This window comes from Nocardia grenadensis, from assembly GCF_050942415.1.
GTDB classification, from domain to species: Bacteria; Actinomycetota; Actinomycetes; order Mycobacteriales; family Mycobacteriaceae; genus Nocardia; species Nocardia grenadensis.
The window spans coordinates 98,775-120,581 of the sequence record NZ_CP192054.1; the positions used below are offsets into that span (position 1 = coordinate 98,775).

A 21,807-nucleotide genomic window follows, 5' to 3' on the forward strand; every position below is an offset into this window, starting at 1 on the left:
TGCTCGGTCAGTGGGTGGGGCGGAAATTCCGCAACCGCAGACTGTTACCGACCACGAATACCGAGGAGAACGCCATGGCGGCGCCGGCCAGCATCGGATTGAGCAGACCGGCCATGGCCAGCGGAATCATCGCGACGTTGTAACCGAAGGCCCAGAACAGATTGCCCTTGATCGTGCCGAGGGTGCGGCGGGCGAGCCGGATGGCGTCGGGGGCGGCGGTGAGGTCGCCCCGGACGAGGGTGAGGTCGGCGGCCTCGATGGCGATATCGGTGCCGGTGCCGATGGCCAGGCCCAGATCGGCCCGGGCCAGGGCGGCGGCATCGTTCACGCCGTCACCGACCATGGCGACGCGTTTGCCCTCCCCTTGGAGGCGTTCGATCACCGCGACCTTGTCCGGTGGCAGCACCTCCGCGATCACCTCGTCGATACCGACCTGCCGGGCGATGGATTCCGCCGCGGTGGCATTGTCGCCGGTGAGCATGATCGGGGTCAGGCCGAGCGCCCGCAGGCGGGAAACCGCCTCGGCAGAGGTCGGTTTCACCGTATCGGCGACCACGAGCACCCCGCGGGCCCGGCCGTCCCAGCCGACCGCCACCGCGGTACGGCCCTGGCTCTCGGCGTCCCGCATCGCCTGCCGCAGTGATTCGTCCAGGTGCAGTGCGTAGTCGGCGAGCAGTCCCGGCCGGCCGACGACCACCGCGTGGCCGTCCACCACGCCCGCCACACCCAGTCCGGCGCTGTTGCGGAAGCTTTCGACCGGTGACAGGCCGGTTGTCCGTTCCCGGGCACCGTCGGCGATGGCCCGGGCGATCGGATGTTCGGAGGAGTCCTCCAGCGATCCGGCCAGCCGCAATACCTCGTCGGTGTCTTCGCCGGCGGCGGTCACCACGTCGACCAGGGACATCCGGCCGGTGGTCACGGTGCCGGTCTTGTCCAGGACCACCGTATCCACCTGGCGGGTGGACTCCAGCACTTCGGGTCCCTTGATGAGGATCCCGAGCTGGGCGCCGCGTCCGGTGCCGACCATGAGCGCGGTCGGCGTGGCCAGGCCCAGCGCACACGGGCAGGCGATGATCAGGACCGCCACCGCCGCCGTGAACGCCGCGGCCACCGAACCGCCGGTGCCGAGCCAGAATCCGAGCGTCGCGACCGCGAGCGCGATGACGATCGGTACGAAGACCCCGGAGATTCGGTCGGCCAGCCGCTGGGCCTGCGCCTTCCCGGTCTGCGCGTCCTCGACCAGTTTCGCCATCTGCGCGAGCTGGGTGTCCGAGCCGACCCGGGTGGCGCGCACGGTGAGCCGGCCGCCCACGTTCACGGTGGCGCCGGTGACCGTGTCCTCGGGCCCGACCTCCAGCGGCACCGATTCGCCGGTCAACATGGAGACATCGACCGCCGAGGCGCCGTCGGTGATCACGCCGTCGGTCGCGATCTTCTCGCCGGGCCGCACCACGAAACGCTCGCCGACCGACAGTTGTTCGACCGGTATCCGCTGTTCGGCCCAGGCGTCCTGCCCGGTCCGGCGCAGTACCGAGACCTCTTTGGCGCCGAGTTCGAGCAGCGCCCGCAGCGCCGCGCCGGCCTGTCGCTTGGACCGCGCCTCGAAGTACCGGCCCGCCAAGATGAAGGTGGTGACCCCGGCCGCGGCCTCCAGGTAGATGCTGCCGGTGCCGTCCATCCGGGCGATCGTGAACTCGAAGGGATGCGTCATCCCCGGTGTTCCGGCGGTGCCCCAGAACAGGGCGAAGATCGACCAGCCGAAAGCGGCCAGGGTGCCGAGCGAGACCAGGGTGTCCATGGTCGCGGTGGCGTGCCGCAGGTTGGTCCAGGCCGCCCGGTGGAAGGGCAGGGCGCCCCACACCACCACCGGAGCCGCCAGGGTCAGCGACAGCCACTGCCAGTTGGTGAACTGCAATGCCGGGATCATCGCCATGGCGATCACCGGGACGGTCAGCACCAGCGAGATCAGTAGTCGGGTGCGTAGCCGGTCGACGGGGTCGGCCGGTTCGGTGGTGCCGGTTTCCGCGGCGGGCGGCTGCGGCAGGCTCGCGGTATAGCCGGCCTGTTCCACCACCGCCACCAGGTCGGCGGGTACCACGGTGTCCGGGTAGTGGACCCGGGCCTTCTCGGTGGCGTAGTTGACCGTCGCGGTCACTCCGTCGAGCCTGTTCAGTTTCTTCTCGATGCGATTGGCGCAGGATGCGCAGGTCATACCACCGATCGCCAACTCGACCTGCGCGGTCCGGTTATCGATTCGCGCGGTGTCCGGTGCAGTCTGTGTGTTCATCGTTGGCTCCGTTGGCCGGGGGTCAGTGCCCATGGCCGTGTCCGGTGGGTTCGGGGGCGGTCTGCGCGTCGGCCGGGGTGTTCCCGGCCGGGGCGCCGGCGGTTTCCGCGACGGGCACGGTGAACTCGGTGCGGTGCACGCCCGCGCCGTGGCGGAACTCGAAGAACAGTCGGTAGTCGCCCGTGCCGGGCGCCGTCACCGCGAAGGTTACGCCCGGTCCGGCCGGGGTGCTCCCGTCGCCCGGGTGACCGGCCGGATGAACGTGGAGATAGCCGAGGTCGGCGGTCCGCAGCGCCACGAGATGACCGTACGCCCCCAGATAGGGCTGCAGATCCGTCACCGGCTCGCTGTCGCGGGTCACGGTGAAGGTCACATCGGTGGCGCGCCCGGGGGCGACGGTGCCGTTCAGAGCGACGGTGTAGCCGTCCACGGTGACGGTGGTGTCCGGCGCCGGCAGCGGGCGTGGCGTGTACTGCCCGGCAACTCGCAGGTCGGCCCCCAGCGTGAAGGGTTGCCCGTCGGCGGTGACGAAATCGGCGAAGACCCGGTGGTCGCCGGCGCGGGTGAGATCGACCGGGGTGCTCCAGGTGCCGTCCGGCCCGAGCGCCGGGTGCAGATGCTGGTAGCCGGCGGTATCACGGCGCACCAGGATCAGATGCAGATCCTTCTCGTGGTTCGGGGTGTATCGCGTCACCGGCCGGCCGGAGCTGTCCTCGATCCGGAACCGCAGGGTCGCCGCCCGGGTGGCAGTGGTGATCGGCTCGTCCAGGACCAGGGTGTAGCCCCCGTCGCTGCTGGTCAGCCCGCCGGGGGTGACGTCCACGCCGGGCTCACGGGCCGCGGCGTCGTGGATTTCCGGCCCGCTGTCCCCAGTGCCGGCCAGGGCGCCGACGCCCAGTGCGACCCCGAACAACGCGACGAGTCCGAGCGCGAACCCGGCGAACTTTGTCGGCGTATTCATTCGATGCTCCGTTTCCGTGGAGGCTCCGGCGGTTCTCCGCCCTCCCGCTCTCCAAAGGTTACGGTACCCCCCTAGGGTATTTTGTCAACAGGGCAGGTGAAGGCCAGCTCGTGAAAGGTCACCACCGAAAAGTCGAAGCCGAAAGCGATGCACGATGCCTGCGAGCCGGCATGCGACCCGACCGTCGGCAATCGATGTCCCGAGTCCGAATGCGGACCAAGACGTGCCGGGGACAGTCTTGACCCGGGTCGGATCCGGGTGGGGTGCCCGAACGGCCCGGTGGTCCCCGACCCCGTTCCGGGAGCGCCCCGTAACCTACGGGCGCCGGATCCGCCGCCGGGCGTACTCCTCGGCTTCCAGGACCGCGGCCTGCTCCAGCGTCGGAGCGCTGCCCCCCAACCGGGCCGGGACCCACGGCTGCCCGGCCGGCATCGGGTAGCCCTCCCGCGCCGCCGTCAGGAGTTCGTTCATCCGGCCGCGTAGCGCGGTGGTCGCCTCGTCTACCGAACCCGCGGCGACCAGCGGTTCGCCGATGCGGATGTGGACCGGGAAATTGTGGCGGCCCAACTGTTTCGGGAAACCTTTGGTCCAGATCCGGTGGGCTCCCCAGATGGTGAGTGGAACGATCGGGGCCCCGGACTCCAGCGCCATGCGCGCCGCGCCGGATTTGAATTCCTTCAACTCGAAGCTGCGGCTGATGGTGGCCTCCGGATAGACCACGACCAGCTCACCGTCGCGCAGCGCCTCGACCGCCCGGCCGAACGATTTCGCGCCGGCGGTCCGGTCGACACCGATCGCTTTGCAATGCTTCATGAGAAATCCGACGATCCCGTGGTCGAGCTCGGCTTTCATCATGAATCGCACATTGCGGCGCGACCGGCGTCCCACGACCCCGACCTCCATGAAATCCAGGTAGGAGGTGTGGTTCACCGCCAGCACCGCCCCTCCGGTGCGCGGCACATTCTCCTGGCCGCGGATATCGAGCCGTACCCCCTGCGCGAAGAGGACGGTGTGCGCCAGCCCGGCCAGCACATCGAAAACCGGCTCCCGCGCCATCGCAACTCCTGCTCACTACCTGCGGGTTACCCGCTGCTCGGCACCTACCCGCCCGTGGTGGATATACGTTACGCGCCGGTGTCGTCCTGGTCGGTCAGTTCGGCCCGTCTCCGGGCAATCCGTTCCGCGACCTCGGCGGCGTCCATCGCATCGGCTTCTTCCAGGGTAGGCGCACCGCCCCCGAGCCGGGCCGGAACCCAGTACGCGCCGGGTTCGTGGGAGTAGTTCTCCTGCAGGCCGCGCAGTAGTTCCTGCATGGCGGTCTTCAGCTCGGCGGTCAGGTCGGATGCCGGTTCATAGGGCTGGATCGGTGTGCCGACGGCGATGGAGATGGGTGTGTTGGTGCGGCCCAGCCGTTTCGGATGACCTTTCGTCCAGACCCGCTGGGCGCCCCAGATGGTGATCGGGATGATCGGCACGCCGGCTTCGATCGCCATCCGGGCGGCACCGGATTTCAGGTCCTTGATCTCGAAACTGCGGCTGATGGTGGCTTCGGGGTATACGCCGACCAGTTCGCCGCGCCGCAGATATTCCACGGCGGCCTGGTACGAGTCGGCCCCCGCGGCCCGGTCCACCGGAATATGTTTGAGAGCTCGCATGATCGGCCCGGCGATCTTGTTGTCGAAGACCTCGCTCTTGGCCATGAAGCGGATATAGCGTTTGGGGGTGCGCGCGGGCAGACCCGCATAGGTGAAATCCATATACCCGGTGTGATTGACCGCGAGTACAGCGCCCCCTGCGGCGGGAATGTTCTCATCGCCGGTGACGGTGAACTTCAGGCCCTCGAGGAAGAAGACGGTCCGGGCCAGCCCGATGATCGTCCGGTAGACGGGTTCCACAAGTCCGCTAGCGTAGTCGCTGCCATGATGACCGGCAGCGTCCGGCCCGCCGCGCGCGCCCCGTCCGCCGGATCCCGGGTTCGGCGTGGCGCGGTCGAAACCACGCTGTCTCGACCGAACCGGTATGTACCGCAGGAAAGGTGATCGTCGAAGTGGAACGCGCCCGTCCCGTACCGTTGCGCCGAATCGGCCGCGAGACCGCGCGCCGCGCCCGCGTCCGTGGCCTCGCCGTGGGGCTCGCGGTGTCCGGGGTGCTGCTGGGCACCGGATGCGACTCGGTATCCGGAATCCCGGGCGACGACGCCGGCAGTCCGCCGGCGCAGGCATCCGCGGGCGACGCGCCGAGCACCGAGCAGCAGGACACATCCGCGGGAGCGCCGCCGGTTCCCACGCTGCCGCCGGTCCCCGCCGACGCGCCCGCGGTCGGTGCGGTCCCCGGCGTACCCGATGCCGCCCCCGCGCTGCAACGGTTCGCCGCCGACCTGCGCTCGGCGGATATCGCGACGCTACAGAGCACCTGCTGGACCATTCCGCCGCTCACCGTGCAAACCATGTATACCGACCGCGATGCCGTGCTCAGCGCGCTCGCTCAACCGGGTACCGCGGCGGACGGCACGCTCACCTGGACCGATGGAGTCACCACGGTCACTGTGGACGAGCACCGGGTGGCCGCCGGATATGCCTGCGGCCGGGTGTCCGTGGCGGGTGCGGAACCGGTCTACGACGCCGCCGATGCCCGGCACACCGTGCGCCGCTATCTGTCCCGCTCGACCGGGCAGCCGCTGGACCCCGCCGACCTGGAGGAGCAGTACCCGCTGGTGTGCGCGGCGAGCCCGGCCACCTGGGATCCCGAGGGCAGCGGCGCGCCCGTGGCCGCGCCGCTCGCCGAGAATCCCGGTACGCTCGGCACGATCACCGGATTCACCGATCAGCAGATCAGTTCCCAGCCGCTCACGACCGGATATATGGCCGTCGCGGTGCCGGTGACGAATGCGTCCGGAATCACGCAGAACCGGACATTTCTACTCGAACAGGGTGATGACGGCTACTGCATCGGCGACATCTCGTCGTGAAGCACTACCCTGGAGGGCCGTAAACGGTCAGGAGGAGCGAGCTCGTGCAGATCACCAGCGTCGGACATGCGGGATTCCATATCCGGACAGCGGCCGGCTCGATCCTATGCGACCCCTGGGTGAACCCCGCGTACTTCGGATCCTGGTTCCCTTTTCCGGACAACACCCAGCTCGACTGGGAGGAACTGGGTAACTGCGATTTCCTCTATGTGTCGCATCTGCACCGCGACCATTTCGACGCCGCGCATCTGGCCGAGTACGTGAACAAGGACGCGACCGTTCTGCTGCCCGAGTACCCGGTCCCGGATCTGCGCCGTGAGCTGGAGAAACTGGGTTTCCACAAATTCTTCGAAACCGAGGATTCGGTCAAACACAAGATCAACGGGTCGATGGGGATCGGCGGTGGTGATCCGGCCGCCGAACTGGACATCATGATCGTCGCGCTGCGCGCACCCGCGGACGGTCCGATCGGTGACTCCGGGCTGATCGTCTCCGACGGCGAAACCACCTGTTTCAATATGAACGATGCACGGCCGGTCGATATGGATGTGCTGCACGAAGCCTTCGGCACGATCGATATTCACCTGCTGCAGTACTCGGGCGCCATCTGGTACCCGATGGTCTACGACATCCCGGCCCGGACGAAATCGAATTTCGGTAAACAGAAGCGCCGGCGCGGAATGGACCGGGCCCGCAGCTATATCGAACAGGTCGGCGCCACCTGGGTGGTTCCGTCCGCCGGACCGCCGGTCTTCCTCGACGACGAACTGCGCTATCTCAACGACGACCACGGCGACGAGGGCAATATCTTCCCCGACCAGATGGTCTTCCTCGAGCAGATGCGCGAGCACGGCCACGATCGCGGCGTGCTGATGGTGCCGGGTTCGGTGGTCGAGGTGCACGGCGCCGAACTGGAACTGGATCATCCCTACGATCCCGAGACCATCTGGCACGACAAGGCCGCCTACATCGAAAAGATGGCGCAGCGGCTGGCGCCGGTGCTGGTGGCGGAGAAGAAGACCTGGGCACCCGCCGAAGGCGAATCCCTCCTGGAACCGCTGCAGGCGCTGTTCGAGCCGATCATGGCGCAGAGCGATCTGATCTGCGACGGTATCGGCTACCCGGTCGGCCTCGTGATCGGCGAGGAGACCGTGGTTCTGGACTTCCCGAAGCGGGCCGTCCGCGCGCCGCTGGAAGGCGAGGGCAAATACCGTTACGGCTTCCGGATCGCCCCCGAACTGGTGCGCACCGTGCTGCGCGATAACGAACCCGACTGGGTGAACACCATTTTCCTGTCCACCCGTTTCCAGGCGTGGCGGATCGGTGGCTACAACGAATACCTGTACACCTTCTTCAAATGCCTCACCGATGAACGGATCGCCTACGCGGACGGCTGGTTCTCCGAAGCGCACGACGATTCGGCCTCGGTGGAGGTGGCCGGCTGGGAGATCCAGCGCCGCTGCCCGCATCTGAAGGCGGACCTGTCGAAATTCGGTGTGGTGGACGGCAACACGCTGACCTGCAACCTGCACGGCTGGCAGTGGGATCTGGAGTCGGGCCGCTGCAAGACCTCCAAGGGACATGAGCTGCGCTCCCGGAAGGTGTCCGAACCGGCCGGGTAGCGCGGTGCGGTCGGCGTCGAGCCGACGGTGCGGCACGGGCCGGGGTCTGCTCGACGCGGCGCTGGAGATGGCTTGGCTGCGGGTTCGCCGGGCCCGGCTTTCGTTCGTAGACCCAGTCGTCGATAATCGCTCACCATCGTCCTCTACCTCTCGACAGATTCCTGGGCTGCGGTATGTCACGTCGTAGGTGGGATACTTGCCTGCGGTTCTGCGGCCGGCAAGGTTGTGCCTACCTGGATTGTTCGACGACCTGTACCATAAACCGGTACCATTCAGTGGCGACACCGGGAAGGGAACCGGCCGATGACCAGCATGTCCGCCAGCGAAGCGCGGGCCAACCTGTACCCGCTCATCGAGCAGGTGAACGACGACGCCGTCGCCGTGCATATCACCAGCCGCAAAGGCAACGCTGTCCTGATCTCCGAGGACGAGTACAACTCCCTTCGCGAGACCCTCTACCTGATGCGTTCGCCCGTCAATGCCGCGCGCTTGGCCCAGGGTATCGCCCAACTGGAGGCCGGTGATTCTGTTGAAGTGGACTTGGCGAAGCTCGCCGAAGAGCTCGAATGAAAGTCACCTTCGCGAAGGTCGCATTCGAAGACCTCGGCCACTGGATCTCCACCGATCGAAAAATGGCGTTGCGGGTCATGCGTTTGATCGACGATATCGATCGTGACCCGTTCACCGGGCTGGGCAAACCTGAGCCGTTGAAGGGCGATAAGTCCGGGTACTGGTCTCGCCGGATCAACGACGAGCACCGTCTCGTCTATGCCGTCTCCGGAGACAACATCCTTATTGCCCAGGCTCGCTACCACTACTGACTTTCATCCGGCCGTAACCAGGGTCACTCCCGTCCGAAGCGCGTACCACCGCCCCTCGGGGCGGATTCCGGCGACGGTAGAGTCACGCCATGGCCTCGCGCATTATCCGGGTCGCGACCCGGGCCAGTCCTATGGCAGTAGCCCAAGCCGAGCAGGTCGCGGCCGGTCTGTCCGAGTTCGGTGTCGAAACCGAACTGGTGAAGGTGACCTCCGCCGGTGACCGCTGGATGGGTGATCTGGCGAAGCTCGGCGGTAAGGGGGCTTTCGTCAAGGAGATCGACGACGCGCTGCTGGAGGACCAGGCCGATCTCGCCGTGCACTGCCTGAAGGATATTCCCGGCGATATCCCGATTCCGGAAGGTATCGCGTTCGCCGGTTTCCCGAAGCGCGACGACGTGCGCGACGCGATCATCACCAAGGACGGCCGACCCCTGTCCGAGCAGCCGCCGGGGACGGTTGTCGGGACCAGTTCGGTGCGCCGGTCCGCGCAGTTGCGCCTGCACTATCCGGGGCTGGTGATGAAACCGCTGCGCGGGAATATGAACACCCGGCTGGAGCGGCTAGAGGACGGCTACTGCGATGTGCTGATCGCCGCCGTCGCCGGGATGCATCGCATCGGCCGCGAGGATCGGATCACCGAAATCCTGCCGCTCGAGGTCATGTGCCCGCCGATCGGCGCGGGCGTGCTGACGCTCGCCTGCCGCGCCGACGACGACGAGGTCCGCGAACTCACCGGTCGTCTCGACCATGCCGAGACCCGCCGCGTCGCCGACGCCGAACGCGCCATGTTGCACGCCCTGCAGGGGCACTGCAATTCCCCGATCGCCGGGGTCTGCGTGATCGAACCCACCGGCCGGCTCTCGTTGCGCGGCAAGGTGTTCGATCTCGAGGGCACCCGGTGGCTGGATTCACAGCACTGGGGCGTCCCGGAGGATCCGCAGGCCCTCGGTTTCTTCGTCGGCTCCGATCTGCTGCGCCAGGGCGCCCGGGCGATCATCGATTCCATCCCGCACTGAGTTCGCCCGAGACGCTCGGCGACGTTCACCGGCCGCGTGGGGCTGCGACGCCTCGGGCACAGCTGCTGCCAGGCCTGGCATTTTTGCGTTATGGGTCCCTCGACCTCACATAGGGAATGTGACGGATCGAGCTGGGGTGCCGGTCCGGGTATTCGGCGACAGCACGCCGGATGACATCGCTCTGCGCTGCTGTCGCGCTCGGCTCGGGCGATCGGCCGCTCACGAAAGGCATCGGGCAGTCGGATCGAGTGTCCGGTATCGAGCCTTTCAAGGTCGACCGGGCGGCCTGCCCGCAGCGCTTGCGAGGGCGCTCAGCATGTCTGCTGTCCGTGTCTGTTCGGTTTCGGTGCCGATGGGCATTGCCACCAGTTCTGTCGCTCCGGCGTCGAACAAGCTGCGAATCCCGCGTTCGACGGCTTTCTCGTCACCGACTATCGCGGTATGTTCGGGTCCGCTGACGCCTTCTCGGTCCAGCGCGGTGCGGTAGCTGGCGATCCGGCCCGCTGCGCCGAAGCGGTCGGCGAGTGCAGCTCGGAGGCTGTCCGCGTCATCTGTCACACCGACGAACAGACATACCACCACTCGCGGTGCCGGCCTTCCCGCAGCTGCCGCAGCGCGGGTGAGGATCGGAACGATATGGTTGTCCAACGCCGTCGGCCCGATCCATGTGGTCACCGTGCCATCCGCCAACTCGCCGGCGGCCCGCAGCATCGCGGGTCCCAGGGCGCCGACGAGAACCGAGGGGGGCGGTAGCCGCGGGACATCGATCCGTCCCACAGCCGTCAGGCGATCCCCGGTGGTAGACACACTCTCGCCGCGCAGCAAGGGCATCAGCACTCGCAGGTACTCCCGCAGGTGCCGCGCGGGACGATGGAACGAATAACCGAATCTCCCCTCGATGATGTGTGGATGGCTGACACCGATGCCGAGTGTCAAGCGGGATCCGGTGGCGGATTGGGCTGTCAAAGCCTGGCCGGCCAGTACCAGCGGGTGGTGTGGATAGGTGGGGATCACCGCCGTTCCCACCTCGATCGCGGGGACCTCTGTGCCGATGACCGCAGCCGCGGTGAGCGCATCCCAGCCGGAGTCCTGGCCGAGCCAGACGCTGTGCCGCCCCGACTCGGCTGCCTGGCGAGCGTGATTCACCAGATCGTTCACCGTGGCGTTCGGTCCAGGGGAGATCAGGGTTCCGATACGCATTCCAGTTCCTTCAGTTCGTGGTCGGGTAGAGCAGCGCGCGAGCACGGTCGGCGGTCTCTGCGAACAGGGAGATTGCTCGCTCGTGAATGTCTCTGACAGCCTCGAAGGCCGATTGCGGGGGTTCGAAGGCGTGTTGCACGGTGGTGGCCAGCAACCGCGCCTTGCGTTCCTGCGAAAGTTCCGGTGCGCCCCGGTCGTAGGAGTCTTCGCTCAGATAGCCGTGCAGGACTGCGTGGTAGCCGTAGGAGATCTCCTCGATCGACAGGTCGTTACGCAGCAACCCATGATCGGCCAGCAGTCTCAGGTAGTCGTCGAATGCGCGGTGATGGTCGAGGCCCTGGCCGGTATGCAGTTCGGCGGCCAGTCTCCCGAGAACTTCGGGGTCGGTCGTGTACAGCGCCCGCAGCAGCGGCCGACGCATCACTTCGAGGAAGTGGACCTCGGTCATTCGATGGAGCACGATAGTCGTCGCATCGTCGCGCAGCATGCTCACGAGTTGGTCGATCGAATGTACGACCTCGCGTTGCAGCACCGCGAGCAACAGCTCGTCTCTGGATTTCCAGTGCAGATAGACGGTGCCTTTCCCCACGCCGGCCCGACCAGCGATGTCGTCCACGGTCACTCGGCGGTAACCGGCGCGGAGCAATAGCTCCGACGCAATATCCAACAGCTGATCCGCCCGCCGTCGGCGGGCCTCCTCGGTGTGGGCGCGGCCTCCGGGGGACATGACTATGACCATATGACCAAATGAGAAATATAGTCAACTAGTCGGAGTTCCGGCGATTGCGCAGGGGTCAGCTCGGGTCCGACCCGCGGATGGCGCCGAGCCAGGTCCCGGTCGCGGCCGCCACACACAGGGCGGCAATGAACGCCCCGGTCCCGCCACCCATCACATACAGCCACAACAGGGCGACGAATGGGGCGGCGACCGCCGACTGGGCGTCCAGCAGCAAGCGGCGGGTGGTCTTGGCGGTGGTGGCCGCCCGGGTCTGCGATTCCGGGTCCACCCGCGTCGGATTGTCGACCAGGCGGCCGGGCGGTTCGGTCTCCCGGGCCCGGCCGGCCGGGAGCACCCGGAACTCGCGCCGCGGTCCACCGGGCGGCCCGGTGCCGCCGAACTCTGGCCGCAGCACGATCTGCCGTCCGCTCAGCAAGGCCGTACCACCGGTGAAACCGATCAGCTCCGGCGTGAAGTACACGGGCAGCCAACGCTCGTCACCGCCGCCACGCAACTCCAGCCAGGAACGGCTGACCAGCTGATATTCCTGTCTCACCCGCCGCACCGCCACTGTCGTGGCGCCCTCGGCTCGGTAGCCGACCACCCCCAGCGCCACCGCGAACCGGTACCCGCTGTACCCCACAACCCCCACGCCGACCACCGCCAGCCCGCTGAGCTGGTCCGGATCGGCGAACGGCGCCCACGCGGTGAGTACCGCGAGGGCGCCGATGGTCACGCACAGCGGATAGGCCAGCGGATGGCCTATCCGGGAGCTCACTTCAGGAAACCGATTTTCGTGTAGTCCAGGGAAGCCAGTCCCGCGGCGCCGTAGTTGGCGAGGTTGTCGCGGACACCGACGTTGCCGGCCGACTGCACCAGCGGGATCGAATGACCCTCGGCCCAGACCGCCTGGTCGACCTGATTGGCCAGTTCGATGGCCTTCTGCGGGTCCAGCTCGGTCAGTGTCTTCTCGATGAGGTCGTTCAGTTCGGGCGAACCGATGCGGCCGTAGTTGCCCTGCAGATTATCGGGGTAGTAGCCCCAGATCTGCGGGATGCTGCTCAGCGGGAAGGCATCGCCGGACCACACCCACTGGCCCACATCGAAATTGCCGGGCTGGATGTTGTCGGTGAAGAAGCCACTGCCGGGTTTGGTCTCGATGGCGAGTTCGATCCCCACCTGTCGAAGGTTCTGCTGGATGATCTGCGCGACCTGCACCCAGGTCTTGTCGTTGTACATGACATCGCGGATCACCAGTTTGCGGCCGTCCTTCTCCCGGACCTCCCCGTTCAGCGTCCAGCCCAGGGCGTCGAGTTCCTGCTTCGCGGCCTCGGGGTCGAAGGGCAGGCTGTTGTCCTGGTAGCCTTTCTGGCCCTGGATGAAGATGTGGTTGTTCAGCGGCTTCGGGTCGTTGACCAGGCCGTTCTGCATTGCCTTGGCGATACCGGCGCGATCGATCGCCTTGATGATGGCGACCCGCAGTTTCGGATCCTCCAGCAGCGACCCCGGGGCGCCGTTGAAGGTCAGATGCGACCAGCTGTTACCAGGAGCGCGCCGGATCGCCACCCCGGGGGTATTGCGGGCGGTCTGCATATCGTCGCGGGTGGCCAGGCCGATGGCGTCGATCTCGTTGTTGGCCAGTGCCGGCACCATGGCTTCGCTCGACAGCACACTGAAAGTGATGGTGTCGAGTTTCGGGGTCGCGCCCCACCATTTCGGATTGCGGCCGAGCACGATCCGGCCCTGACCGCGATCGGTGGACTGGATGACGAACGGGCCCGAGGTCTTGCCGGGTGCGTTGCGCCAGGCCTCGTTGAACGCCTCCGGCGTCGCCGTGGCCTCCTTCGGCAGCAGCATGGAGTTACCGGAGAACTGACCGGCCCAATCCGCGTAATGGTTTTCGAAAGTGAGGATCGCCTGGCGGTCGTCGGTGCCGCGTTCGACCTTCTCGATCCGGTCGAATCCATTGGTGTTCCCGATGAGGAACTTCGGATCCCGGCCGCTCATGGCATTTGCCTGGGAAGCGATGTCCTCCCAGGTGATGGGGGAGCCGTCCGACCACACCGCCTTGGGGTTGATGGTGTACGTCACCTGTTGCGGTTCGGAGTTCGTGAGTTCGACGCTGGTGAAGAAATCGGTGTTGACCGAGATGCTCCCGGCCGCGTCGGTGGCGAACGCACGCGGCATCATCGGGCGCATGATGCTCGCCGACTCACCGTCGGAATCGATCTGCATCGGGTTCCACTGCTCCGGATAGGACGTGGCGGCCAAGCGCAGATTCCCGCCGTCGCGCAGTTCGCTCACATCATGCGGGTTGATGTCGTTGACTGTGCCCAGTTCGGCGACCGCGCCCTCGGGTGCTCCCGAATCGCTGGCCCCACAACCGGCCGCGAGCAGGGCTACGGTGCACAGCGGTACCGCCAGCCTCCGCATTGATCGAATCCTCATGGCCGTTCTTCCTTCCTGCCGGTGGGTCCGGAGAACACGTCCGTCAACCCTCTACCACGGGTACGGGCACGGCCTCGATCAGTGATCGTGTGTATTCGTGTCCCGGATCGCCGAAGATCTGTTCCGCCGGTCCCGCTTCGACGATCTTGCCCCGGTACATCACCGCGATATCGTGGGCCAGATTGCGCACCACCGAGAGGTCGTGGGAGACGAAAAGATAGGAGAGACCCCGTTCGGCCTGCAGGTCGCGCAGCAGATTGAGTACACCCGCCTGGATCGAGACATCCAGGGACGACACCGGCTCGTCGAGCACCAGCAATTCGGGGTCCAGGGCCAGCGCCCGGGCGATACAGATGCGCTGCTTCTGGCCGCCGGAGAAATCGCCCGGATAGCGGTCGGCATGTTCGGGCCGCAGGCCCACCTGCCGCAGGAGGTCCGGTACGCGCTGGGCGATCTCGGATTTCGGCCGCTTCGCGATGCGCATCGGCTGGGAGACGATATCGGAAACCGGTAGTCGCGGATCCAGCGAGGCCGTGGGGTCCTGGAAGACGATCTGCAGTTTGCGTCGCAGTTCACGACGCTGCGCGGAGTTGAGGGTGGCGGTATCGCGGCCCATGATCTCGATGGTTCCGGCCTGCGGTTTCACCATGTCCAGGATCTGGGTGAGCGTGGTGGATTTACCCGACCCGGATTCACCGACCAGGGCCAGAGTGCGTCCGGCGCGGACCTCGAAACCGATCCCGTCCACGGCGCGAACCTCGCCCTTGCGGCGACGCAGGATCACCCCGGAGGTGATGGGGAAGGTTTTGACCAGATCCGTCACCTTCAGCACCGGCTGCGGATCGGTCGCGGGGGGCACCGCCGGTTCCCCGATCTCGCGGCGGTAGGCGTCGAACAGCGCCGGCGAATCGACCTCGTCCGTCCGGATGCACGCCACGCGATGGCCCGGAGCGGCCTCGGCCAGCGGTGGTTCCGCGGCGCGGCAGCTCTCGATCGCGACCGGGCAGCGTGGCGCGAACGAACACCCGTGCGGCAGTGCGTGCATGGCCGGAGGCGCGCCGACGATGGGGATCAGCGGTGCGCGCGGCGGTCCGTCCATACGCGGGATCGAGCCGAGCAGACCTACGGTGTAGGGCATCCGGGGGCTCCGGAAAACCTGCGCGGTGGTCGCGGTTTCCACGATCCGGCCCGCGTACATCACGGCCACACGATCGGCGAGGGTGGCCGCGATACCCATATCGTGGGTGATCATGACGACGCCCGCGCCGGTGATATCGCGGGCTTTGCGCAGCAGGTTCAGGATCTGCTTCTGCACTGTCACATCGAGTGCGGTGGTCGGTTCGTCGCAGATGATGAGCGCCGGATCGTTGGCGATCGCCATGGCGATGACCACCCGCTGGCGCATACCGCCGGAGAATTCGTGCGGGAAGGCCTTCGCACGCAACTCCGGATCGGGGATACCGACCAGATCGAGCAGTTCGACCGCGCGTTTCGCCGCCTCGGCCTTGCTCATATTCCCGTGCGCGAGCAGCGCTTCGGCGACCTGATCGCCCACCCGGTACACCGGGGTGAGCGCGGAGAGCGGGTCCTGGAACACCATGCTCACCGCGCTGCCGCGCAGTTTCGACAGTTCCCGGTCACCGAGGCCGAGCAGTTCCCGCCCGCGCAACCGGATCGAGCCGGTGACCCGGGCCTGTTCGGGCAGCAGACCCATCACCGCGAGGGAGGACACCGATTTCCCGGACCCGGATTCACCGACGATCGCGAGGACCTCGCCGTCGGTGACCGTGTAGTCCACCCCCCGGACCGCGTCGACGCGGCCTTCTTCGCTGGGGAACGAGACGCGCAGATCCGATACCTCCAGCAGGGGCGCGCGGCCCTGGCCCGCGCCGGATGCACCGGGCACGGCCCGGTCCGTTGCCGATCGCACCGTCGTGGTCTCTCCGGTCATGTCCGCGCTTCCTCCGCCTGCCGGGACTTCTCCGCCGCCTTGCGCGCCTTGCGTGACGGCCGGGACCGGGCGCGTTTCGCGCCGGGGTCGAAGGCGTCGCGCAAGCCGTCGCCGACCAGGTTCGCGCACAGCACGGTGATGATCAGCAGACCACCCGCGAAGAGGAACAGCCACGGATAGGTCATGGCGGAACTGGTGCCGTTCGCGATCAGCGTGCCCAGCGACACATCCGGCGGCTGCACCCCGAAACCGAGGAAGCTGAGCCCGGTTTCGGCCATGATCGAGGCGCCGACGGTGAGCGTGGTGTCGATGATCAGGATCGAGGCGATATTCGGCACGATATGGGTGAGGATGATCGTCCGGGTCGGGGCACCCATATAGCGGGCGGCCCGGACGAATTCGCGTTCGCGCAGGCTCATGGTCAGGCCGCGTACGATCCGCGCGCTGATCATCCAGCCGAACACACTGAGCAGGATGATCAGCAGCAGGATCGAACCGCTGCCCTTGGTACGCGGCGCGAACAGGGCCACGATGATGAAACTCGGTACCACCAGCAGCAGATCGACCACCCACATGATGGTGCGGTCGGTCCAGCCGCCTAGCAGCCCGGCCACCGCGCCGGTAACGGCGGCGATGGTGGTGGAGAACACCGCCACGCACAGGCCGATGATCAGCGATTTCTGTAGCCCGCGCAGGGTCTGGGCCAGTACGTCCTGGCCGATCTCGGTGGTACCGAAGGGATGCTGGGGGCTCGGCGGTTCGAGCAGAGCGGTGTAGTCGATGTCCTGATAGTCGTAGGGCAGGAACGACGGCAGGACGAAACTGGCCAGGAACATCAGGACCAGCACCGCGGCGCCGACCAGCGCGGGTTTGTTGCGCAGGAAACGGCGCAGGATGAGTTTGCGCCGACCGGAGGCGGCTGGTTCGGGCGCGCCCTGGACCAGGATCTCGGTTTCGTTGATGCTCACGCTGTGCCCTCGGGGGATTCGCGGGGACGTCGGTGGTTGTGCTCGCTCATCCGCTCATGCTGTGTCTTCGGGCATGAGCGGGGCGGCGGCCCTGCGTGGTTATGCTTCGCTGCCGCCTGCGGGCCTGACCCGTTCATGCTGTGTTTTCGGGGATGATCGGGGGGCCCTGCGTGGTTATGCTTCGCTGCCGCCTCCGGGCCTGACCCGCTCATCCCACCCGCACCCGGGGGTCGAGAATCGCGTAGACGATATCGGAGAGCAGGCCCGACACCAGCACCACCAGCCCGGCGAAGGCGGTCACCGTGGCGACCACGTAGATGTCCTGGGCGTTGATCGAATCGACCAGCCATTCCCCAACCCCGTGCCAGCCGAAGATCTTCTCGGTGAAGGTGGCACCGGTGATCAGTCCGCCGAGGCTGTAGGCGAACAGCGTCGCCATCGGAATGAGCGCGGTCCGCAGGCCGTGTTTGTAGAGTGCCCGGTTGCGGGTGAGACCTTTGGCCCGGGCGGTCCGGATGAAATCGCTCTGCAGCACGTCGAGCATGGCATTGCGCTGATAGCGGCTGTATCCGGCCATCCCGCCCAGGGCCAGGGCCAGGGTGGGCAGCACCAGATGTTGCAGGCGGTCGACCAGCTGGGCGCCGAACCCCTCGATACTGGTCGCCGACGTTTCGCCGGTGTAGAGGAAGATCTGCGTTCCGGTGGCCGAGTTGATCTCGAGCGCACCGAATTTCAACAGTGTCGCCAGCAGGAACACCGGGGTCGACAGGATCAGCAGGGATATGACGGTCGTGAAATAGTCACTGAATCTGTACTGGCGGATCGCGCCGGCCGCCCCGATGAGGACGCCCAGCACTGTGCCGATGATCGAACCGAGAATCAGCAACCGCAGACTGACCCCGATCCGGCGGCCCAGTTCCTCGCTCACCGGCTGCCCGCCGAGCGTCTTACCGAAATCGCCGTGCACCGCGCCCGTCACCCAGGTGACATAGCGCTGCGGAATCGGCTCGTTCAGATGCAGTTCCTCGGCCTTGGCGTCGATCACCGACTGCGGCGGTCGCGGATTGCGCTGTTCCAGGCTGTCCAGTGGCCGGAAGGTCAGCGAAGCGAGGCTGAAGGTGAGAAAGGACGCCAAGAGCAGCAGCACGACGTAATTGAGCGCCCGTCGTAGCAGAAAGCCGGCCATCATTCCCCTCGATATCAGGTGTAGCCCCTGATCATAGGGAGCGATCTTCCGGGATGCGCGACGGACGGCCTGCTGCGTGTTCGCCCCGCGAACGGGTACGCCCGCCGGGGTGTCGCGGCCGACCCAGCAGAATGGGACGGGTGAGCGCAACGCGGCAGACCCGACCGGAATTGGTGGCCTCCGATGTGGACGGCACCCTGATCGATCCCTACGAGCGGGTTTCGGCGCGGACCCGGGCCGCGGTGGCGGCACTGATCGCCGACGGAGTGCCGTTCGTGCTGGCCACCGGTCGTCCGCCGCGCTGGATCGCCCCGGTGGTGGCCGGGCTCGGTTTCGCACCGCTGTGCGTATGCGGCAACGGCGCCGTGCTCTACGACGCCGAAACCGACAAGGTGCTCGGGGCCTCGGTACTGGATGTGGAAACTCTCGGCTGGATTGCCGATATCGCGGAGAAGGTACTGCCCGGATGCGGGCTGGCGGCCGAGCGGATCGGCGCGAGCGCGCACGACGCGGCCACCCCGCAATTCGTGAGTTCACCGCAGTACGAGCACGCCTGGCTCAATCCCGACGACACCGCCGTGGCCCGCGACGAGGTCATCGACTCCCCGGCGATCAAAATGCTGATCCGGCTACCCGGTGCCCGCAGCGGCGATATGGCGGTGACGCTGGCCGCCCATATCGGCGACCGCGCGGATATCACCTACTCCACCGAACACGGCCTGATCGAGATCTCCGCGCTCGGTGTCACCAAGGCGTCGGGGCTGCGGACTCTGGGCGAGCGGCTCGGAGTCGACCCCGCGGATATGGTCGCGTTCGGCGATATGCCCAACGACATCCCGATGTTGCGCATGGTCGGGCGGGGGGTCGCGATGGGGCACGCCCACCCGGAGGCACTCGCGGCCGCCGACGAGATCACCGGGAGCAACAGCGAGGACGGTGTCGCGCAGGTCCTCGAACGCTGGTGGCCGGGGGAGGGATAGCCGCGGCGGAATCGCCGGACCACCTGTGCGAAAACGACCGCGCCGGATCGTGCGGGGCACGATCCGGCGCGGTCGGTACGCGGAGGTCAGGCGGCCGGTGGGGGCGGCGGCGCAGCGGGCTCCGGCGGAGGTGCCGGACCGGCCTCGGCGGCGGGTTCCGGCCCCGCTTCGGCCGGCGGTGGGCCGTCCTGAGCAGCGGCTGCCGGGTCGGCCGGGGCGGCGGGCGGCGGCGCGGACTGCGGTACCGGTGACTGTTCCTCGGCCGGTGCGGCGACGGGTGCGGGCGGTGCCGCGGCCTCCGGAACCGGGCCCGTGACCTGCGGTACCGGTGACTGTTCCTCGGCCGGTGCGGCGACGGGTGCGGGCGGTGCCGCGACCTGCGGAACCGGGCCCGCCACCTGCGGTGCCGGGCTCGCGCCGGGTGTTGCGTGCGGTGCGGTGCCGGGTTGTGCGCCTTTGCCCTGCAATTGCTGCTGGTAGGTGTCGTTGTAGGTCTTCCAGACGGTGGTGACGATATCGGCCACCTGGTTCAGGATCAGGGAGCCGTTCTGGAAGTCGGTGCGCAGCCCCTCGGGGACCGGGTAGGCATCGGTGAGCGGCAGACCGAGCGCACCGGCGTCGGCGCCGAGTTCCAGAAAGCGATCCAGGACCTTGCCCACGACCTCGTGCACCTGACCGTCCGGTGCGGTGTAGACGTATCCGTTCACGAATTTCGCGTACTGCTGGCCCTGGGCCGCGGGCAACGGTTCGGAAGCGGCCTGGCCGAGTGGCCCGTCCGGACCGCCCTTGGCGACCCAGTACTTCGCGATCACATTGTCGTTCACCATGGTCAGCAGCTTGGCGGTGAGATCGGCCAGCGCGGCCAGATCCGAGCGGGAGGCCTGGCTGCGCGGGGTCGACGACCGGGTCGCCCCCGCTTCACCGGCGGCGATCGTGCGGATCCGGTCCATCTGCCCGTAGGCGGCATCGCCGGGGCAGCTGGTGTTGCCCACGTCGCGGTGCGCGAAGACCACCGGCAGATGCACTTCCTCACCCTGTGCGTACGGGGTGAACTCGGTGCCCTCTGAATACATGGTGGTCTGGCCCTTGGGATCGAGTCCGGCGATCCGGGCACGCCAGCCGATGAACTTGCCGGTGGCCTCGATCGAGGCGTCGGTGGGCCGTTCGACCTGGTAGTCGCCCATGATCGCGACACCGGAGGTGTTCTCGTTGAAACCACCCGCGTGCGCGCCCTGCACCGGCTTGTCCAGACCCCCGTAGCGGCCCTCGAAGATCTGCCCATACTTGTCGACCAGTGCGTTGTATCCCATATCGCACCAACCCAGCGTCTGCGAATGGTAGGCGTAGATGGCGCGGACGATCCCGGCCGATTCGGATTTGCTGTAATCGTTGCGGCCGGCCGTGTGGTGGACGGTGATTCCGCCCAGCCCGTCGTCGTAGGTGGGCTCCTGGCAGCGGATCGATTCGTCGGCGCCCCACTGGTTGCGGGTGATGACCCGGGGGCCGCCGCCGGGCAGTGCGGCGGCGATGTCCTGGAGTTGATCGTCGACCGCGCCGCGGCCGGGATCGATGAGGACGGCGGTGAGGTCGGGCGGCTGCTGCGGCCCGCCCGCCGCGGCGGGGGTCCGGCCGAGCGGATCACCCCCGTGCTGCTGCGGTTTCCGGGTTACGAGCACCTGCACCGAGGTGGTGTTGCCGACGTAGATGGGGTCGGTGCCGGTGGGCCCGCCGGCCGCCACGCCGGCGGCGCCGTCGATCGGGTTGGCCTCATACCACTGGCCCCAGCCGCCGTCGGGCTGTTTGGCCCGGATCATGACGGTGGTGTTCGCCAGGTCCGGAGCGGTCAGCGCGATCATGCTGAAAGGCTGTTCCCGGTTCAGTTCTTTGACCTGCGCGCCGACCGCGTCCATGAATTCCGGCGGAATGACGCCGGGTGTGAGCGCGGGCGTGTCCGCGGGTGGTGGCCCGCCTTCGGTCACGAAACCCGGGCCGGGCTGCCGCTCCGGCAGCCGGCGGCTCGGTTCGGTGGGTGTGGTCGTACCGTTCGGGGTGATGCCGGGTGCGCCGAGTGCCTGCAGATCGCCCAGGCGCAGGTCCGGCAGGTCGAGTCCGGTCAGTTCACCCAGCGGCAGCACGGTATCGGGGGCGCTGCGCAGCGCGAGTTCGGTGAGCTGGGGCGGTACCGCGGTCAGTTCGATCTGATCGGTCGATCTGCCCAGGTCGGTGACCATGGGCAGCAGGATCGGGCCCGCTACCGCTACTAGCGCGACAACCGGCAGTACACAGGAACGCTTCGGTTTGCGGTAGGGCACGAGCTTCTCCAATCAGGGTTGCAACCAGTGATCGGTGAGCAAGTCATGCTTGCGAACTTCAGTCCCACGGACCACACTAGCCACATTCGTCACAAATCTAAACCTGAGGTTGAGGCTTTCCTGTTCGCTCGAATGTAGCTCCCGGAGCGTGGCCGGTCGAAACGACATGCCGACGTCGTACCGAGTCGAAAGCGTCCGGGCTGACGATGGGAGTGCTCGTATGTCATATCGAAACAACATGACTCGGCCGAAAGTCTCAGGGCGTCTGGGTAACACGCTGGTAGTTGCGGTTTTGCCACAGTCGATGAGAGGTCGGCGGATTCGTCCAGGCCCATTACTAGCCTGCGGCGCGACGGCTCTGGCCATCGG

At 67.2% G+C, this 21,807-nt stretch carries 18 protein-coding genes; 6 read left to right on the forward strand and 12 right to left on the reverse strand.

Annotated elements, in window-relative coordinates; translation table 11 throughout:
• Positions 1 to 7 precede the first annotated feature (7 nt).
• From ACQPYS_RS00455 to ACQPYS_RS00470, 4 genes are all read right to left on the reverse strand, one after another.
• On the reverse strand, positions 8 to 2,287 hold the full coding sequence (locus ACQPYS_RS00455) for a heavy metal translocating P-type ATPase (RefSeq protein ID WP_433491419.1): 2,280 nt from the start codon (positions 2,285 to 2,287) through the stop codon (positions 8 to 10).
• Between the two features lie 22 nt (positions 2,288 to 2,309).
• Positions 2,310 to 3,248, reverse strand: coding sequence for a hypothetical protein (locus ACQPYS_RS00460; protein ID WP_433491420.1), 939 nt, complete (start codon positions 3,246 to 3,248; stop codon positions 2,310 to 2,312).
• Positions 3,249 to 3,563: 315 nt separating this feature from the next.
• Positions 3,564 to 4,304 (reverse strand): lysophospholipid acyltransferase family protein, encoded by a 741-nt coding sequence (locus ACQPYS_RS00465; RefSeq protein WP_433491421.1) that lies wholly within the window; start codon positions 4,302 to 4,304, stop codon positions 3,564 to 3,566.
• Between the two features lie 68 nt (positions 4,305 to 4,372).
• On the reverse strand, positions 4,373 to 5,143 hold the full coding sequence (locus tag ACQPYS_RS00470) for a lysophospholipid acyltransferase family protein (protein WP_433491422.1): 771 nt from the start codon (positions 5,141 to 5,143) through the stop codon (positions 4,373 to 4,375).
• Between the two features lie 140 nt (positions 5,144 to 5,283).
• Here ACQPYS_RS00470 and ACQPYS_RS00475 point away from each other — a divergent pair, with 140 nt between their 5' ends.
• The 5 genes from ACQPYS_RS00475 to hemC all read left to right on the forward strand — a co-directional run bounded on the left by ACQPYS_RS00475 (position 5,284) and on the right by hemC (position 9,675).
• On the forward strand, positions 5,284 to 6,216 hold the full coding sequence (locus tag ACQPYS_RS00475) for a hypothetical protein (protein ID WP_245664738.1): 933 nt from the start codon (positions 5,284 to 5,286) through the stop codon (positions 6,214 to 6,216).
• Between the two features lie 44 nt (positions 6,217 to 6,260).
• Positions 6,261 to 7,838 (forward strand): Rieske 2Fe-2S domain-containing protein, encoded by a 1,578-nt coding sequence (locus ACQPYS_RS00480; protein ID WP_433491423.1) that lies wholly within the window; start codon positions 6,261 to 6,263, stop codon positions 7,836 to 7,838.
• A 303-nt stretch (positions 7,839 to 8,141) separates the two neighbouring features.
• The gene (locus tag ACQPYS_RS00485; protein ID WP_030524359.1) at positions 8,142 to 8,408 is read left to right on the forward strand and encodes a type II toxin-antitoxin system Phd/YefM family antitoxin; all 267 of its coding nucleotides are present in this window, start codon (positions 8,142 to 8,144) and stop codon (positions 8,406 to 8,408) included.
• Positions 8,405 to 8,659 carry a Txe/YoeB family addiction module toxin gene (locus ACQPYS_RS00490; RefSeq protein ID WP_030524358.1) on the forward strand — a complete coding sequence of 85 codons (255 nt, stop codon included), beginning with the start codon at positions 8,405 to 8,407 and terminating at the stop codon, positions 8,657 to 8,659. The genes ACQPYS_RS00485 and ACQPYS_RS00490 overlap by 4 nt, the downstream gene beginning before the upstream one ends.
• A gap of 89 nt (positions 8,660 to 8,748) precedes the next feature.
• A complete protein-coding gene (hemC, locus tag ACQPYS_RS00495; RefSeq protein WP_433491424.1) occupies positions 8,749 to 9,675 on the forward strand; it encodes a hydroxymethylbilane synthase in 927 nt (308 codons plus the stop codon).
• Between the two features lie 267 nt (positions 9,676 to 9,942).
• Here hemC and ACQPYS_RS00500 read toward each other — a convergent pair whose 3' ends face one another.
• The 7 genes from ACQPYS_RS00500 to ACQPYS_RS00530 all read right to left on the reverse strand — a co-directional run bounded on the left by ACQPYS_RS00500 (position 9,943) and on the right by ACQPYS_RS00530 (position 18,146).
• Entirely contained in the window at positions 9,943 to 10,875 is a 933-nt protein-coding gene (locus ACQPYS_RS00500; RefSeq protein WP_433491425.1) for a TIGR03564 family F420-dependent LLM class oxidoreductase, read from the reverse strand.
• Between the two features lie 10 nt (positions 10,876 to 10,885).
• Positions 10,886 to 11,602, reverse strand: a complete 717-nt coding sequence (locus ACQPYS_RS00505; protein ID WP_433491426.1) for a TetR/AcrR family transcriptional regulator — start codon at positions 11,600 to 11,602, stop codon at positions 10,886 to 10,888.
• Between the two features lie 67 nt (positions 11,603 to 11,669).
• Entirely contained in the window at positions 11,670 to 12,371 is a 702-nt protein-coding gene (locus ACQPYS_RS00510) for a hypothetical protein (RefSeq protein WP_433491427.1), read from the reverse strand.
• Complete coding sequence (locus ACQPYS_RS00515; RefSeq protein WP_433491428.1) at positions 12,368 to 14,041, reverse strand: ABC transporter family substrate-binding protein; 1,674 nt, start codon at positions 14,039 to 14,041, stop codon at positions 12,368 to 12,370. The genes ACQPYS_RS00510 and ACQPYS_RS00515 overlap by 4 nt, the downstream gene beginning before the upstream one ends.
• Positions 14,042 to 14,084: 43 nt before the next feature.
• On the reverse strand, positions 14,085 to 15,992 hold the full coding sequence (locus tag ACQPYS_RS00520; RefSeq protein ID WP_433491429.1) for an ABC transporter ATP-binding protein: 1,908 nt from the start codon (positions 15,990 to 15,992) through the stop codon (positions 14,085 to 14,087).
• Positions 15,989 to 16,954: an ABC transporter permease gene (locus ACQPYS_RS00525; RefSeq protein ID WP_063040697.1), complete on the reverse strand. Its 966-nt coding sequence runs from the start codon at positions 16,952 to 16,954 to the stop codon at positions 15,989 to 15,991. Before ACQPYS_RS00525 ends, ACQPYS_RS00520 begins: the two co-directional genes overlap by 4 nt.
• A 214-nt stretch (positions 16,955 to 17,168) precedes the next feature.
• Positions 17,169 to 18,146: an ABC transporter permease gene (locus tag ACQPYS_RS00530; RefSeq protein WP_063040699.1), complete on the reverse strand. Its 978-nt coding sequence runs from the start codon at positions 18,144 to 18,146 to the stop codon at positions 17,169 to 17,171.
• A gap of 131 nt (positions 18,147 to 18,277) precedes the next feature.
• Here ACQPYS_RS00530 and ACQPYS_RS00535 point away from each other — a divergent pair, with 131 nt between their 5' ends.
• Positions 18,278 to 19,126, forward strand: coding sequence for a Cof-type HAD-IIB family hydrolase (locus tag ACQPYS_RS00535; RefSeq protein ID WP_063040575.1), 849 nt, complete (start codon positions 18,278 to 18,280; stop codon positions 19,124 to 19,126).
• An 86-nt stretch (positions 19,127 to 19,212) separates the two neighbouring features.
• Here ACQPYS_RS00535 and ACQPYS_RS00540 read toward each other — a convergent pair whose 3' ends face one another.
• A complete protein-coding gene (locus ACQPYS_RS00540; protein ID WP_433491430.1) occupies positions 19,213 to 21,438 on the reverse strand; it encodes an N-acetylmuramoyl-L-alanine amidase in 2,226 nt (741 codons plus the stop codon).
• Positions 21,439 to 21,807 lie beyond the last annotated feature (369 nt).

Excerpts from the sequence above, each read along its gene's own strand:
- ACQPYS_RS00455 (WP_433491419.1), bottom strand. The coding sequence starts at position 2,287 with ATGAACACACAGACTGCACCGGACACCGCGCGAATCGATAACCGGACC.
- ACQPYS_RS00460 (WP_433491420.1), bottom strand. The coding sequence starts at position 3,248 with ATGAATACGCCGACAAAGTTCGCCGGGTTCGCGCTCGGACTCGTCGCG.
- ACQPYS_RS00465 (WP_433491421.1), bottom strand. The coding sequence starts at position 4,304 with ATGGCGCGGGAGCCGGTTTTCGATGTGCTGGCCGGGCTGGCGCACACC.
- ACQPYS_RS00485 (WP_030524359.1), top strand. The coding sequence starts at position 8,142 with ATGACCAGCATGTCCGCCAGCGAAGCGCGGGCCAACCTGTACCCGCTC.
- ACQPYS_RS00490 (WP_030524358.1), top strand. The coding sequence starts at position 8,405 with ATGAAAGTCACCTTCGCGAAGGTCGCATTCGAAGACCTCGGCCACTGG.
- hemC (WP_433491424.1), top strand. The coding sequence starts at position 8,749 with ATGGCCTCGCGCATTATCCGGGTCGCGACCCGGGCCAGTCCTATGGCA.
- ACQPYS_RS00500 (WP_433491425.1), bottom strand. The coding sequence starts at position 10,875 with ATGCGTATCGGAACCCTGATCTCCCCTGGACCGAACGCCACGGTGAAC.
- ACQPYS_RS00505 (WP_433491426.1), bottom strand. The coding sequence starts at position 11,602 with ATGTCCCCCGGAGGCCGCGCCCACACCGAGGAGGCCCGCCGACGGCGG.
- ACQPYS_RS00515 (WP_433491428.1), bottom strand. The coding sequence starts at position 14,041 with ATGAGGATTCGATCAATGCGGAGGCTGGCGGTACCGCTGTGCACCGTA.
- ACQPYS_RS00520 (WP_433491429.1), bottom strand. The coding sequence starts at position 15,992 with ATGACCGGAGAGACCACGACGGTGCGATCGGCAACGGACCGGGCCGTG.
- ACQPYS_RS00530 (WP_063040699.1), bottom strand. The coding sequence starts at position 18,146 with ATGGCCGGCTTTCTGCTACGACGGGCGCTCAATTACGTCGTGCTGCTG.
- ACQPYS_RS00535 (WP_063040575.1), top strand. The coding sequence starts at position 18,278 with ATGGGACGGGTGAGCGCAACGCGGCAGACCCGACCGGAATTGGTGGCC.